The sequence below is a fragment of the Paenibacillus sp. FSL H7-0735 genome (genome assembly GCF_038008505.1).
Classification (GTDB): Bacteria; Bacillota; Bacilli; order Paenibacillales; family Paenibacillaceae; genus Paenibacillus_AQ; species Paenibacillus_AQ odorifer.
This window is the reverse complement of sequence record NZ_JBBOZH010000001.1, coordinates 671,255-686,453: the sequence shown is the minus strand read 5'-3', so window position 1 is coordinate 686,453 and position 15,199 is coordinate 671,255. Positions and strand designations below refer to the sequence as shown.

Genomic DNA, 15,199 nt, shown 5'->3' with positions numbered 1-15,199 from the left:
TTGGATGAATTCCTCCTTTTTATCCCTTGATTCCCGTTAATGTAATGCCCTCAACAAAATATTTGTTGCCGATCAAGAAAAATACTAGACAAGGAGCTGTAACGACGAGCGCCAGTGCCATGACCTGTTCATAGTTCGGAATGCGCATCCCGTTCACAATATACAAGCCCATAGGCAGCGTATAATCTGCTTCAGTCTTCAAATAAATCATGGTATAGAAAAATTCATTCCAACAGTTAATAAAGCTGAACAACGCCACAACAATCATTGCGGGACGTATAAGCGGCAGCATGATGCGGGAGTAGATACGGAAGTAACCCGCGCCGTCAATCTTGGCAGCTTCACTGAGTTCTAGCGGAATCGTCATAAAAAATTGCCGGAGCAAAAAGACAAAATACGCGTTGCCGCCTGCACAGAAAAAGGCCGGAATAATAAGAGCAGGTTTGCCAGCTAGTCCCAGCGAAGTGTACAGGGAATATTGTGGCAGCAGGGTTACGGCACTAGGCAGCATCATCGTACTGATGACCAGCACGAACCACATCCCGCGCAGCGGAAAGTTCAGCTTAGCAAAGGCATACCCGGCAAAGCTTGTCGTCAGCACCGTCCCAATCACATAAGGAACTACAATCGAAACTGAATTCCAGAGCTGCCGCAGGAACTGAATACGTTCCAATCCAAGCCGAAAATTATCGACATTTAGTGACTCGGGGAAAAACACAGGCGGCCGCGCCAGTATTTCTGTGTGGCTCACGAAGGCACCTCGCAGCAGCCAATAGAGCGGAAAAGCAAACACCACTGCGAGCAGACAGGAGAACAGAATCAGCCCGGTATTGATGGCTTTAGCTCTTTTCTTTTTTTTCTGGATACTTGTATAATTCATAATTGCGGTTGCCGCCATTATCTCACCTTCTTTCTTTTGCCCATCGAATCGTCCCTTTTAAATGCGCCCTGGAAGTAGAACAGCACACCAGTAATGGCCATAGTGATTAGGAAGACGACCCATGCCTCAGCAGACGCCAAACCGCGCATCCCTACCTGAACAAATGAATGGTCATAGATCATAACGTTGATAAAATAAGTCATCCGATCGGGTGCACCATTTCTGGACAACACCACACTTTGCGTATAAATCTGGATAGAGGTCATCATGCACATAATCAATTGGAAAAAGAGGACAGGCTTGATCGTCGGATAGGTTACTTTGAGGAACTTGTGCCAAGCATTTCCCCCGTCCATCTCGATGGCTTCCAGCAATTCTCCCGGAACATCCTGCAGCGTAGCGATGAACACAACAATCGTCCCACCACAGGTCCACAAGCTCATGATAAACAATGTCTCAAAAATACGGATGGGATCAGTCAGGAAATCAACAGGGGCTATTCCTATCTGCAATAAAATCCAGTTAAGCAGTCCACCCTTGGCTTGGTTCTGTAGAAGCATCTGCCACACAATCGTTGTCGCCAGCATCGGAACTACAGACGGCAGAAAGAATATAGCCCGCATCAAGTTTCTGCCGATAAATTTACGGTTCAATAAGAGTGCAACAATCAGACAAAAGGTGATTACAAGCGCCACGTTAATGAAGGCATAAATCAAGGTCACCGTTATGGATTTCTTGAATTCGGAGCTGGTATTGGTGAATATGTACCGGAAATTATCCAGCCCAATCCATTCCATAACTTGGCTTCCGCTCATAATCGTTATTTTATGAAAGCTGTAAAACAAACTGGCCAGCATCGGATAAAGCGTCAATACCAAAAATCCAATAATGGCCGGTGCTGCAAACATATATCCAGCCACCGCCTCTTTGGTGACACCTTTGGCATGCTTTTTAACATAGACCGCAGCCGTTTCGGTTTTGCTCTCTGGGTTCATAAGCAATAGCCCTCTTTTCAAATATAAGCTCTAATTAGGAAACCTTGCCGCTCTCGAACAACTGCTTGATCGCTGGCATGATCGCGTCATAGACTTCTTTAACACTTTTCTTACCTGCCAATGCCTGATCAATAGATTTCTCATATTCAGTATTCATCTTGAGGTAGGCAGGAACGTAATATGCAGGCCATTGTGCGATAGAATCTTTCGTTGTCGAATAACTAAGGATAGTTTCTTTTGCGCTTTCAGGAAGATCGGAGGTCCACTTTTCAACCAAGGTAGGATCGGTATACCAATCTGCCTGGTTTGGCAACCACGCACCACTCTTCAGCAGCTCCAGACTGTTCTCAGGGTTGACCATGTAGGCATAGAATTTCTTGGCTTCCTCAATGTGCTTCGATGTATTGTACACAACAAGCGGAGCACCACAGTTCACCGTTACTGCCTTTTCCATCTTAGGCAGAACCCCAACGCCGATATCTTCATTTCCTTTGATATTAGCTAGATCCCAAGAGCCGCTGATCGCCATGGCATAACCACCACTCAAAGCGTCTACCGCAGAACCAATTCCGGAATTCCAAGTGTAATTGAAAGCGGATGCAACCTTATCTTTGTTAACGAGATCAGCTAGCTTCTGGATGGCATCAACCGTTTTGGGAGAATCCCATTGAAACTCCTTTCCATCCGGGGAAACAATCCCGCCACCGTTGGCATAAGCTGCCCAGAAATGGTGGAACTCCCGTCCCGCTGTCATACCAAGCCCGTAGTTCTCGGTCAGAGCAGCATCAAAGCCTTCATCTGCCGCTGTTTTTCCTTTAGTATCTGTCGTTAACTTTTTCGCGTTTGTTACGAATGTATCCCAATCCCACGCATTTTCAACTTTGGAGGGTGGATATTCAAGACCTGCTGCATCAAATTTGGACTTGCTATAGTAAAGCAGCTCCAGCTGGTTGGATAGACCGACTCCGATCACTTTTTGCTCAGGTGAATGGATTGTTATCGCTGATAGTTTTTCAGGAATACTTCCGTCCGCTAATAAATCGCTGATATCTTCGATAATTCCCATTTCATTGTACTTTTGGATATCGCCTTCGCCCATATAACTGATATCTGGAAGTTCGCCGGATTCGAGCCGGGTCTGAATAAATGTATCAAAGGAGCCATCCGCTGGAAGCACTTGTGCATTGATTTTTACTCCGGTGTCGGCTGTATATTTTTCTGCTGCCGCTTCTACCAGCTTTTTCTGTACATCATCACCCCAATACAATAATTCCAAGGTTACATCTTTATCAGGCGTAGTTTCTTTGTTGGCTGCTCCAGACCCTTCAGATGCCTTTGGAGCCGCATTGTTGGAATTGCCCGAACAACCTGCCAGTGCGGAAAAAACCATCATTGATGCTAAAGATAGAACTAGAGTACGTTTTCCAAACTTCATGTTTGTTGCCTCCCTTTTTTCATATCTATTTATTTCAAGCCAAGCATTTAAAGCTTTAGCCTAAAATCATCATGGTTTGTCATTCTTAGCGATTACAGACAAGGGCTGAACATTCCGCCTGCCAGTCTTACGTGAGGCTCTAGCATCCCCTCAGTTGTGCGATATTCGAGCTTGTCCTCAAGCAGCACATATCTTGACGGATATGCAGCGTAACTTGTTACGATCCAGCCCTCCGAGTCTTCTTCAATATAACCGTTAATACAGCGCATCTTTCCGCGTGGATCCCTGTACAAATATGTGGTTGTCCCGAAGCCCATTAGATAGGCCACTAGCTCCTCCCCCATATCCCAATCATCTCCTGTCACACCCGAGAACAGCGAAGCAAACAAGGAATCACTTGCCCCCACAAATACGGATTGCCCAAAACGGTTTCGCGACAATTCTGGCATATTCAGGTTAGGAGCTGCCACACTATATGTAGAAGCTGCCTCTCCAGGCAACAAACGGCGTGGAGTAGAGCGTACATTCCAATCGTAACAATTGAATACTGCCATCGTAGAACGGTAAGCGGCTTCCAAATATTCAGGGTCTCCAAGGAATTCATAGGCAACCCGGGATGCTCCTGCTACCAATCCACCCCAAAGGGAATGAATCATATAAGACAAAGCTTCCCACCAGCGATCCGGATTCTGCACTCTGTAATCATTGCTGAATCCGATATTTGCCAGAATTAGTTGTCCATAACGCTGGGCCTCCTCTTTATTTCCAAGGTGACACAACGTTTCACAGGTAGGGCCAAATCCTGCATTATCGTAAAAATGCTCCGTTATAGCTCCCTCATACTGCTGTATCCCTGTCTCCAGATTTCTACCAAAGCGCTCCCATAAGGTAAGTAGACGTTTATACTCTTCTGAAAGACCGCACTGCTTCAGTGCTTCTAATAAATCAAGAATATAGAGCACAAATATCCCATTTAGACGGCTCTCATCCTTCTCACGCTGGCCACTGTGCCGATCAGGGTCTAGGCGAAGACACATGATTTCGGCAGCCCATTGTAGATATTCTCTAGGAGAATGAATTTTAAGTAATGAACCATCCATTCGTGACAATAGATAAAAGACATGCCCAATATAATCCAGATCATAAATGCGGTAGAATTCTCCGTACAAGGGACGCGGATGATTAAAATCCCCGCCTTCAAACCAATGCTCCTTCACATCCAATACTGCTGCAATCTCGGCCTTAGCTACTTGTTCTGGGACAGCCTTGGCCATGCTATTCTTCATCAGTAGAAAAGCAACCTTACCCAGCGATTCTCCCTGATTCGATAGCGGACGGAAGGCATATGGCCTTTCGACCTCCCCTGTCCCTCCAAAGTTATTATTTACCAACCACTCGGCTCTCTTTTCCAGAATCCGGTCAATCGACTCCAGTACATTCCAGACCAGGATATCGCTCCGTCCATCTTCTAGCACCAGCTCCAGCTTATGTTCTCCCGGCTCCAAACGCTGTAAAGATATAGCATAGCTACTGCCTGATTCCAACCGTACAGCTTCGTTCGTAATATTCTCCTGGCGGATCAGCTCCGTCCCCGGTAAAGTGCTATACAAACGCAGCTCACGTAGAACCTGGCCCTGCGGCAGATCAACAACAGCTTCGAACCTTCCTCCTCGGGTTAATACAGGCGTATAGCTCCAGCGCGGATGTCCATAGGCCATGCCCTGCCTATAGAAATCATCTCGATTCTGACAGGGATGGAATATGTATTCCCAGCTGTAGGTCTCCCCAGCGCCAAGATCCAGCGGACTGTAAGCGCCACCATATATCCAGTCGGCAGCTGCAGATTCGGTCATAGATGATCCGTCCTCCACCAACGATAGCCGATGATACAGCAGACCATCCAAAGAAGGGGAGACCTGCTCAAGAAAACGATTCTTATAACTACAATAAGTACCTACGCTTACTGTTCTGCCCTGAACCCCATAAACACCCAGATGTGGTGCTTTGTTGCTCCGTCGAATAGCAGCGATTTTAGCGAAATCCCCACCAAGATGGGGGAACACTGCACAGGACTGGCTCATATTGCGCTGCACATTTTCATCTCTGTACATGATATACGCGAGCGAAAGCCACACATGAAGTCCATTAATTCTTACAGATTGTGGTGAGCGGTTTGTAGCTTCAATAGTCCATCTTAGTCGCTCATCTTCCAGAGAATATGTAAGTCTGATTGCAATCGGTGCGCCTTCAAAATCCACAATTACACGGTGTTTTCCTTCTGGCGTAATTTTGGGCAACAGATCAGTGCTTTTTATGATATTCCCGTCCAGCTCTATTGTCCATTCTCCGAATAGCTTATCTGTATCCGCATAACCTGCCTCTTTCAAATAAGACGGATCAACTACCCAATTCATTTCACTAGGGTCGCCCTGTAATATCAGAGACTGAAGTGCTCCGCGGTCGCTTAGCTCCATCGTGAAGTTTTCATTGCCTAGAATCGTCATTGCCTAGCACCTCTTCGATATTTTAAGTTAAACGTTTAGATTTATGAGGAAAAAGGAGCTGTGAAACTTATTTTTGTTTCACAGCATTTTTTAACGTAGCCACGGAATCACGTTCGATCAACCGGCACTCCGGCATGGTCAGTGAATCCATCTTCGTCCCCTTGATTAAATTGAACAAAACCTCAATAGCTTGATAGCCCATCTCATGTAGCGGAAGTCCCATTGTTGTTATACGCGGGCGTAAGTAATCACTGAATTCACGATTATCAAAACCGACAACCGACAGATCATCCGGTATTTTAACCCCTTTTTCCTCTGCCGCCTGCAAAATACCTACAACCATTACATCATTCATGGAAAGAATCGCGGTTGGGGGCTCCGGCAAAGCGAGCAACTCGGAGGTAAGGCGATACCCTGATTCCCTCTCCCAGTCTCCCATCTTAATTAACAGTGGATCGAACGGTAATTGATATTCAGTAACTGCCTTGTAATAACCGTTCAGTCTTAATCTGGAAGGGATAGAATCCATCAAACCACTGATTACAGCAATTCTGCTATGTCCTTGGTTAACCAAGTAGGACATGGCTTGGTAAGCAGCTTGCTCATCATTATACTGGATAGAGATATCGTCCTGTGTGTAAGAGTAGGTATACACAATCGGCTTACCCTCCGTATCGATTAGACCCGTTAAATCACGGGGATGAACACCGATATAAATAATCCCATCCACTTGATTGCTGAGCAGTTCGGCAACCGCATTAGCGGCATACTTTCGGTAGTCTTCCGTATTCGAGAAGTTACGGCCGATACGCTTGTCTAAACGAAGATTCACCAGTAAAATATGCAAATCGTTTCGATCTCCAAAATCATTAATTCCATCGATAATATCGGGGGTGTTAAATACCGTCACATCTTCTGCAATAACACCTATTGTATTCGTACGGTTGAGTTTGAGACTCTTCGCAATAGCATTCGGCTTATAATTCAACTCCTCAATGGCGGCAACAACTCGTTCCCTTGTATCAGAACGTACATTGCGGGTACCATTAAGCACATAGGAGACTGTAGCAATCGAAACATTAGCCTTTGCGGCTATGTCTTTAATGCTGGTTTTCCTCATTACACCTTCTCCTATCTTATTATGGAACTCTTTCAATCACATTGTTAAACGTTTAGATTATTTTTACAGTTAGAATATACCACGCGTATTTATTGCTTTGCAACCCTTTTTTTGCTATCCTCAAAAAATCCTCCTGTTCGTCCCCCGTTTCGTTTAGAATTGATTTATCTGTTGAGCAATGGATAAAAATAAGATATAGGAGCTTGAGCTTGCTATGACACCATTTACTGAGAGAGTTATTCATATCATACAGTCTATACCAGAAGGTAAAGTGATGACTTACGGAGGAGTTGCCCGCGCGGCAGGTAGCCCAAGAGGAGCGAGGCAGGTCGTTCGCATCCTTCACTCCATGAGCAAAAAATATAAGCTGCCCTGGCATCGGGTCATTAATGCTAAGGGAATGATCGCACTAACTGAGGATGAGTCTAACTCCCTCCAGAGGCTCTATCTACAGGGAGAGGGAGTTAGTTTTAATGAAAAAGGTGTGGTAGATCTGAAGCAATTCCAGTTTGAGCCGGAGTGTACCGATTAGTACCCTCTGGTAACTCTTCGTCTTTCTCCGGTGCCAAGAGCATTGAGTAGACAATACATCGTCGCGTAAATGACCAGCAGGACAAAGGCAATGAACAAGCTGAAAAATACGGACTGGAGATTCAGGCTATCCAGAACAAGTTGATACAACTGATGCCTGTCCGTCAGGACGTCCCAGCTATTGAGTCTGTAGACTCGGCCAAGCAGTACACCATATCCCCCGAGCATACATGCCGCAAGCACAAATACCCATGACCACAGCAGGTTGCTTTTACGATAAATGACCGTCTGGAACTGATACAATGAGAAGAACCCGGTCAACCATCCACTCCAGGTGAACAATAAAAGAGTGACCAAGTCATACCAGTAGCGATTCTGAATGGCTCCCTCCACGATATATCTACTTTTTCTTACCGTTAAATGCACCAGGTCAGTCATGAGATAAGGCGCGTTTGGAAAGAACAGCAGCCACGCGACACCCAAAGGAAGAAGTAATAAACCGCCTATCTTCCTTTTGTCTAGCTCATAAGCAGCCATGGAGAATAAAAACGGAATCCAAGCTAAGAACAAATTCCAAATTAAAAAAGCGTAAAACGAATCCGTCTGAAGTGACACTACACGATATACCGCCAATGTAGCGACAGACAATCCCGCCAAGAGCATAAACACCTTCGGATAATTCAATTCCTTCATGAGCTTATATTCTCCTTATCGATATTGATTACATTAAACTTATACCCAATTGTACAAATTCAGAATTCCGAAGTCCAATTTTAATACAAAAGCCCAGACGCAAGAATAGCGCCCAGGCCGACTTTATTTATTAAGCTCAAGTACCGCTGATTAGTTCAGAGGCAATGCTGGCTTCTTGCGTCCTGTCAGACCCCGTAGTCCACCTGCATCCTCCTGACAGGATAATGCCGTACACTCCCTAAACGCCGCATGACTGCATCCGATACATTTGTTGTGATTAATACTGCTAAGAGCTTCATTGATCGCTTCACCGGTATGATGATAAAACTGTGCTTCTCCTATTTTGTCATATAGCCCGGTTCTCTTAAGTAGCTCAAGCGGCTGTGGCTGAACACCAGAGATCATTAGTTTCCCTCCAACAGCATGTAAATGCCGCACCAGCTCCGCCAGATTGGATTCGCCCGTAGTATCCATGAATGGCACTTTTCCCATCCGCATTAATATAATTTTCGGCTGATCGGAGCCATAACCCGGCATGGTGTCATCAAATCTATACGCAGCGCCAAAAAACAGCGGCCCTTCCACGGTATAAATCCCAATCTGCGGACAATCATGACTCTCCGTTACCATATGTGCCCCTACCTTGACGGAATTAGGATCAGGCAATACTTTGGATACCAGATGAACCTCTCCCATCCGTTTCACAAACAAAATCACCGCAAGAATTAATCCCACCTCTACGGCCAGCGTTAAATCTGCAAATATCGTCAACAAGAAGGTGATGAATAATACCAAAGAATCACCTGTTTTGATTTTAAGCAAATGAAGAAATTGTTTGCGTTCACTCATATTCCAAGCTACTACCATCAAGATAGGAGCCATCGCTGCCAACGGAATACTAGAAGCATAGGGTGCAAACAACAAAAGAATTAGGAATACCACTACCCCATGAACGATCCCTGAGATCGGAGAAACTGCACCGCTTTTGATATTTGTGGCGGTTCTGGCAATGGCACCTGTAGCTGGAATTCCTCCAAACAATGGAGCTGCAATATTGGCGATTCCCTGACCAATCAGTTCACGGTTGCTGTTATGGCGGCTGCCTGTCATCCCATCAGCTACGACAGCTGACAATAAGGATTCAATAGCACCCAACATCGCGATGATAAAGGCCGGACGAATCAGCATTGTAATCCGCTCCCAGGTAATGGTCGGAAAACGGAAGCTTGGCAGTGTATTAGGGATATTCCCATAGGCCAAACCAATCGTAGTCACCTTACCGCTAAAAAATAACGCTGCTATGACAGTCGCACAAAGAAGGCCAACCAATGAGCCCGGCACCTTCGGAGCGAAGCGAATCGCTAGGATAACAACGGCCAGACAAATCGCGGCGGTCAGGATACTATATCCATTGATCGTCGATAGATGAAGTCCAATTTCTTTCATGTTATCTACAAAGCTCTCGTGCCGTTCAATATTCCTTAACCCAAGGAAATTAGCAATCTGTCCGGTGAAGATAATAACCGCTATTCCTGCTGTGAAACCAATCGTGACCGGCTTCGGAATAAATTTAATCAGTACACCCAGCCTTAACAATCCCATGAGGACTAAAATAACCCCCGCCATCATCCCTGCTAACAGCAGGTTCTCATAACCATACTGCATCCCAATGGCGAACAAGATAGGAATAAATGCACCTGTCGGTCCACCAATCTGAAATTTCGATCCCCCGAACAATGAAATACATATGCCGGCAACGATTGTCGTATAAATGCCATATTCCGGCTTTACACCAGAAGCAATAGCAAATGCCATCCCTAAAGGAATGGCAATAACTCCGACGATTGTCCCCGATATCAAATCCTTGCGAAAAGCGTTCATGTTGTAGCCTTTATAACGACCCCGCCCTGTCATGTTCAAACCTTCTTTTCTTTAAATATCTGATTATTTGAATATAAGAAGAACATTACTCTAGGACGCGACTGTTGTCAACGCCAAAATAACGTTAATCTATGCCATTTTCACTCGCCGCGCATGCCTTCCAGCAATGAAATGGTATTCACGAGATGGTTATCAAATATTTGTTTGGCCACTACCAGAAGGTCCTTGATCAGAGGATCACGTAAGGCATAAATGACTGTGGTGCCTTCTTTCACACTGGTTACTACATTTTTGGCGCGTAAAACAGCTAGCTGCTGGGATACAGCAGAACCTTCCGAGCCGAGAATAGCCTGCAGTTCATTCACATTCTTCTCACCTTCGCTGAGCAGCTCCAGAATACGAATACGCATCGGATGAGCCAGCGCCTTGAAGAATTCGGTCTTAAATTGCTGAATTTCGGTGTTCATAGCTTTCTACTCCTCTTGCTTAACTTTCTGAATCTAATGTTATCTTTGTATGTTATCTTAGTCCCTAAGAAGCGTCAAATACTGAAGGGATAGATTCGCACATCACGGACCTGCAATTCTACGAACACACCCAGTGCCATAGGTTCACCGAGACACTCGAACATCACTAACCCTTCACCTATTCGTAAGTATCCTGTGCCATCTTCTTCAATATTCTCCAACACGCCCGTAAAAATAACCCTATCCTGCTCGAGCCTGATATTGAACTCACCTGCAGGTACAGGATGGATATCCACCCACCTCATAAGCAGCTCCGAAAGCTCGAATTCCACATCCATTTCTGCCCCTGGATTCACAGGAGCACCACACCAGATTCCCCGGCCCTCCCCAAATTCTGTGAGAAAGAATACCTCGTCCTTTTTCAAACCACTTTTTGTAATTTTGATTTGCATAGCCAATACTCCACCCTAATGATTTATAACGATCATTATATCATGAGAATTAGCCCAATTTATCAAGTATAATTCTGGGTTACCTTATTCAGATAAGTACTAGGGTGTAGCCAAGGATGCTTAAAGAACTCACTTTTACTGGTAATCTTCCGCGAGACACTCAGGTCATAATCGATCATAGACTTTATCTGCTCTGCAAAGGCCTCCCCTTTTACCAGCATTCCCAGCTCAAAATCGTGGCAGGCACTTCTTTCGTTGATATTATATGAACCATGAAAAACGGCTTGTGATCTATGATCATAGGTAATTTTCCAATGGGAAAATCGACCGGTGGCACTGTAGTCATAGAAGGAAACACCGTTAATAAACGGCATATACATATTGCCTCTTACCGCCGCGCGATTTGTAGGATGATCATTGACCTCCAGCGGGTTGCAAATGTTCAAATTACACGAGCATTCCGGACCAAGCAGCCCGAGCCGATCCCAAAAATCCTGATCAATCAAATAAGGATTCACGATGATAGTCTCTTCAGCCGCGTAAGTAATTAAATCCAGATAATATTGTTGAATCAGGTTAACCGGGTTACCTGGAAAGCTTGCTAACAGCGTACATTCTTCCTCACCAAAATGATAATCTACATCAGGATAATAAAAGACATCATTCACGTCAAAATGATCTCCGCCTAGTAGCAGCCAGCGAGAATAGAACATCGCATTCAAAGGCTGCGCTGCAGCGCCGCGAATCCGGAAGCAGCCATCATGCCACTCAGCCTCTTTACTAGGAATCCCCTGTGGATGTCCGTCTATACTCATTGCAGAGGACGCCTGAACTGGGGTCTCATACGTATATTGGTCACCAATGTTTACACTGCCTATAATCGAGGTTACCCCATCTATGACCATAAACTTCCGATGGTCGATGACATTTAGTCCTGTGACCTCAACATCCTCTTGCACTTTATCCTGCAGAAACAGAATACTTTCCGGCACTCCCTCTTGCTCCAGCGCCTTTCGTTTCACCCGCCATTCCACGGCTGTATAATACGAATTGAAGGTATTCAGCAGCTTGGCGCCTGCATTCTCAAGCCGATCAGCAATCTTGGAGAACTGGCCGTACTCCAGATTATTACCGTACCCCAATGCCGTCAATGTGTAATTGACCATAACCCTTACCTTAACGCCACGCTTAAGAGCATAAAATAGCTCATCTGCAACCAGATTGCCCGAACGATCATTAAAGAAAAGCATGACAGACAGGTGGATATAATGCTGCGTTTTTCTAATCTCCTCTAATATCATTCCTAGACACTCTGGACCATTCACGTAAGGTGTTACTTGATTATTCCAAGTAGTCTGTGGAGCCAGAACCTTTAGCTTGCCTGAGTCTAGTCTGCCCAATACTTCAGTAAGTTGTTCCAGTAAGCTTGGGCTAAATCCAGGAAGCTGGAATAGCTGCTGACTTGTCGTAATGACTCCGCCAAGCGTCTGACGATAGGCTCTGGCAGCCTCTAGGTCTATCCCCTCAAGCTTACGCTCCACCTCTTCTCCTGCTACACCCATAATACGGGCAAGCGATCCACCGGATAGATAATAATTCAAGAAATCAATCATATTTCTCTGTGTCTTCATATGTAAAGTCCCCCATCGTTTATATTGCATGCCTTTGAATCAAGGTAAGGATAGATACCCTAGATCTCCTTTTTATAAACGGGGTGTAATGCAAAACAGGGATGCCCCACAGCCTTTATGGCTATGGATCATCCCTGTTTAGGTTTAAACAGAATTCCTAAGAATGGAGACAGCTTATTTTACCTGTTCTGCGCTAAATACTTTAACATCTAGAGGAGCAGCCAAGAATTCGCCAGCTTTAGCTGAGAAAGCAGTGAAATGAGCGCTCGTATTGTGGCTGGATACTGCTTCAGCATCACGCCATTGCTCAATCATGATAAATGAGTTGGCTTCTCCAGCATTCTCATATAGCTCATAAGAAAGGTTACCCTCTTCAGCATGAGTAGCAGCCAGTAATGCTTTAGACTCCGTCAAAAACTGTTCACGACGCTCTGGATTAACTTTAAGTACAGCATGAATAATGATCATTGTATATTCCTCCTAAGATTAGTGTTTATGGTAGCGCGTTGGCTTACTAACTTTATAATTATTTCCACTCAGCAACTTTATCGATAGGCAGACGAACAGATGGGTAACCTGCATCAACAGCTTTACCAATGGAGAGTAGCATTACAGGAACATAACGATCTTTTTCCATACCAAACGCTTCAGCGATTTGGTCTTTTTCAAATCCACCAATTGGGTTTGTATCGTAACCATGTGCACGAGCAACCAGCATCAGCTGCATAGCAACAAGTGCGCCATCGATAAGCACGGTGTCTCTGTTAATTTCCCGTGGCAGGTTAGCGAAATGAGCGGATAATCTGGTTAATTGATTTTCTTTTACTTCAGCAGGCATAAGTCCACGTTCAACAGCAGTACCGTAAATTTCTTCAGCATAATCGAAGTTGTTCAGATCACCAAAGATGGCAATCATAGCCGCAGAAGTCTCTACTTGTACGTTATTAAAACGAGCGAGAGGCGCTAAAGTAGCTTTAGCTTCGTCACTTTCAATGACCAGAAAACGCCAAGGCTGCATGTTCACTGAAGATGGAGCAAGTGTAGCTTCGGTAAGGATCTGTGTCATTTCTTCTTTGCTGATTTTAACGGATGGATCATATTTGCGGATAGAGCGGCGTCCTGTAATAATTTCTTGAAAGTCATTTGTTTGTGTAGCGTTCATATGTGTAATTCTCCTTTGAGTGTGTGATTTGTAAGTTACAACAGAATGATATTAGATTGCAGACGATTAAGCATATCAATGAGCACTGCTCGCTCCTGATCGTTAAAACCTGTTAGCAAAGTAGCGATAAACCGCCTTTTCTCTTCGCTATATTTAACCATTCTTTCCCGACCTTGATCGGTTAATGAGACCAATGTGACCCTGTTATCGGCTGGGTTATTGCGGCGGGCGATCATGCCACTCTCTTCCAATCCCTTCAGATGACGTGTGACGGCTGCCCCATCAATCTCCATTTCCTTTTGCAGACTGATTTGGCTGACTTCGTCTACCCGAAACAGTTCGTGCAGGAGGCGAAGCCGTGTGGGACTAATCCCGGCACAACGTTCGAATTTTGGAGAGATTCCTTTGTTTAAAGCCTGCAGCAGTTCAAATATATGCTCTTCCTCAGGACAGTGCTCCGTCAAAATATGCCTCCTTTCTAAATTTAATTGCATGCAATTGTTTTGTACAAAATTATACTAACGCATAATCATTGACCCGTCAACTAATATATCAAATCATTTTTAAAAAATCAACATTGCTTATCCTTATCCGGTGCTATACGCTTGAACAAAAGAGGAGGATACCTATGAGAATATCCCTGATTCAGCTGGATATAGCATTTGGCAATCCCGCTATGAATTATGCTGCTGTTGCCCAGAAAATAAATGAAGCTGCTTCCGCAGCCCCTGATTGTCTGATTCTCCCTGAGCTATGGACCACTGGCTATGATCTGACTCGCTTAGAAGATATTGGCGATCTAGAAGGAGAAATTACCAAGGAATTCATCTCCAGCTTGGCTAAACAATACAGCATCAATATCATCGCCGGTTCAGTGGCTAGCCGTAATGATGCTGGGGTCACCAATCGTATGTATGTATTTAATCGATCAGGTGAGCTTGTTGGACAATACAGCAAGCTGCATTTGTTCCAGCTGATGGAGGAGCATTTGTATCTCCAACCGGGAGAAACTAAAGGACTCTTCACATTGGACGGCATCTTATGTGCAGGGCTAATCTGTTACGATATCCGTTTTCCGGAGTGGGTTCGCGCCCATACCGCACAAGGGGCGGAAATCCTGTTCGTCTGCGCTGAATGGCCACTGCCCAGGTTGTCCCACTGGCGGGCGCTGTTGATCAGCCGGGCCATCGAGAATCAATGTTATGTTGTAGCCTGCAACCGTGCAGGCAGCGATCCAGCCAATATCTTTGCTGGGCATTCTATGATTATTGATCCTTGGGGAGATATTGTGTGTGAAGCTTCTGAAGAGGAAGAAATTCTAACTGGAGATATCGATTTACATCAGGTGCGTGAGATTAGGAAACAAATTCCGATTTTTTCGGACAGACGTCCTGAGTTGTATAATTAAAAGAGCGTGATTGAATATTAAAAAAAGACGTTTCGTAGGC

At 44.9% G+C, this 15,199-nt stretch carries 15 protein-coding genes; 2 read left to right on the top strand and 13 right to left on the bottom strand.

Translation table 11 applies throughout. The annotated features are described in order from the left end of the window. Positions 1–19: 19 nt before the first annotated feature. The 5 genes from NSS82_RS03095 to NSS82_RS03075 form a co-directional block, all read right to left on the bottom strand. Positions 20–898 (bottom strand): carbohydrate ABC transporter permease, encoded by an 879-nt coding sequence (locus NSS82_RS03095; RefSeq protein WP_081382617.1) that lies wholly within the window; start codon positions 896–898, stop codon positions 20–22. Continuing rightward, positions 898–1,875: a carbohydrate ABC transporter permease gene (locus NSS82_RS03090; protein WP_081384022.1), complete on the bottom strand. Its 978-nt coding sequence runs from the start codon at positions 1,873–1,875 to the stop codon at positions 898–900. Before NSS82_RS03090 ends, NSS82_RS03095 begins: the two co-directional genes overlap by 1 nt. Positions 1,876–1,909: 34 nt before the next feature. Beyond that, positions 1,910–3,310 carry an extracellular solute-binding protein gene (locus tag NSS82_RS03085; protein WP_076103911.1) on the bottom strand — a complete coding sequence of 467 codons (1,401 nt, stop codon included), beginning with the start codon at positions 3,308–3,310 and terminating at the stop codon, positions 1,910–1,912. Between the two features lie 92 nt (positions 3,311–3,402). Continuing rightward, entirely contained in the window at positions 3,403–5,814 is a 2,412-nt protein-coding gene (locus tag NSS82_RS03080) for a hypothetical protein (protein WP_076103909.1), read from the bottom strand. 67 nt (positions 5,815–5,881) lie between these two features. Then, complete coding sequence (locus NSS82_RS03075) at positions 5,882–6,934, bottom strand: LacI family DNA-binding transcriptional regulator (RefSeq protein ID WP_036676749.1); 1,053 nt, start codon at positions 6,932–6,934, stop codon at positions 5,882–5,884. A 214-nt stretch (positions 6,935–7,148) separates the two neighbouring features. Here NSS82_RS03075 and NSS82_RS03070 point away from each other — a divergent pair, with 214 nt between their 5' ends. After that, positions 7,149–7,466, top strand: coding sequence for an MGMT family protein (locus tag NSS82_RS03070; protein ID WP_036676747.1), 318 nt, complete (start codon positions 7,149–7,151; stop codon positions 7,464–7,466). Here the strand turns inward: NSS82_RS03070 and NSS82_RS03065 are convergent. The 8 genes from NSS82_RS03065 to NSS82_RS03030 form a co-directional block, all read right to left on the bottom strand. Then, complete coding sequence (locus tag NSS82_RS03065; RefSeq protein ID WP_076103907.1) at positions 7,463–8,158, bottom strand: DUF1361 domain-containing protein; 696 nt, start codon at positions 8,156–8,158, stop codon at positions 7,463–7,465. The two genes, NSS82_RS03070 and NSS82_RS03065, sit on opposite strands and share 4 nt — an antisense overlap. A gap of 150 nt (positions 8,159–8,308) precedes the next feature. After that, on the bottom strand, positions 8,309–10,072 hold the full coding sequence (locus NSS82_RS03060) for a SulP family inorganic anion transporter (RefSeq protein WP_076103906.1): 1,764 nt from the start codon (positions 10,070–10,072) through the stop codon (positions 8,309–8,311). A 107-nt stretch (positions 10,073–10,179) separates the two neighbouring features. Next, positions 10,180–10,506, bottom strand: coding sequence for an ArsR/SmtB family transcription factor (locus tag NSS82_RS03055; RefSeq protein ID WP_036676741.1), 327 nt, complete (start codon positions 10,504–10,506; stop codon positions 10,180–10,182). A gap of 74 nt (positions 10,507–10,580) precedes the next feature. Beyond that, positions 10,581–10,958, bottom strand: coding sequence for a hypothetical protein (locus tag NSS82_RS03050; RefSeq protein WP_076103903.1), 378 nt, complete (start codon positions 10,956–10,958; stop codon positions 10,581–10,583). Positions 10,959–11,020: 62 nt separating this feature from the next. Next, positions 11,021–12,589, bottom strand: a complete 1,569-nt coding sequence (locus NSS82_RS03045; RefSeq protein WP_076103900.1) for a phospholipase D-like domain-containing protein — start codon at positions 12,587–12,589, stop codon at positions 11,021–11,023. Between the two features lie 174 nt (positions 12,590–12,763). Next, positions 12,764–13,057: a putative quinol monooxygenase gene (locus tag NSS82_RS03040; protein ID WP_036676736.1), complete on the bottom strand. Its 294-nt coding sequence runs from the start codon at positions 13,055–13,057 to the stop codon at positions 12,764–12,766. Between the two features lie 58 nt (positions 13,058–13,115). Next, positions 13,116–13,751: a nitroreductase family protein gene (locus NSS82_RS03035; protein WP_076101373.1), complete on the bottom strand. Its 636-nt coding sequence runs from the start codon at positions 13,749–13,751 to the stop codon at positions 13,116–13,118. Positions 13,752–13,786: 35 nt separating this feature from the next. Further along, positions 13,787–14,215: a MarR family winged helix-turn-helix transcriptional regulator gene (locus NSS82_RS03030; RefSeq protein WP_036676732.1), complete on the bottom strand. Its 429-nt coding sequence runs from the start codon at positions 14,213–14,215 to the stop codon at positions 13,787–13,789. Between the two features lie 158 nt (positions 14,216–14,373). Here NSS82_RS03030 and NSS82_RS03025 point away from each other — a divergent pair, with 158 nt between their 5' ends. Continuing rightward, positions 14,374–15,159: a carbon-nitrogen family hydrolase gene (locus tag NSS82_RS03025; protein WP_036676852.1), complete on the top strand. Its 786-nt coding sequence runs from the start codon at positions 14,374–14,376 to the stop codon at positions 15,157–15,159. Positions 15,160–15,199: the final 40 nt, after the last annotated feature.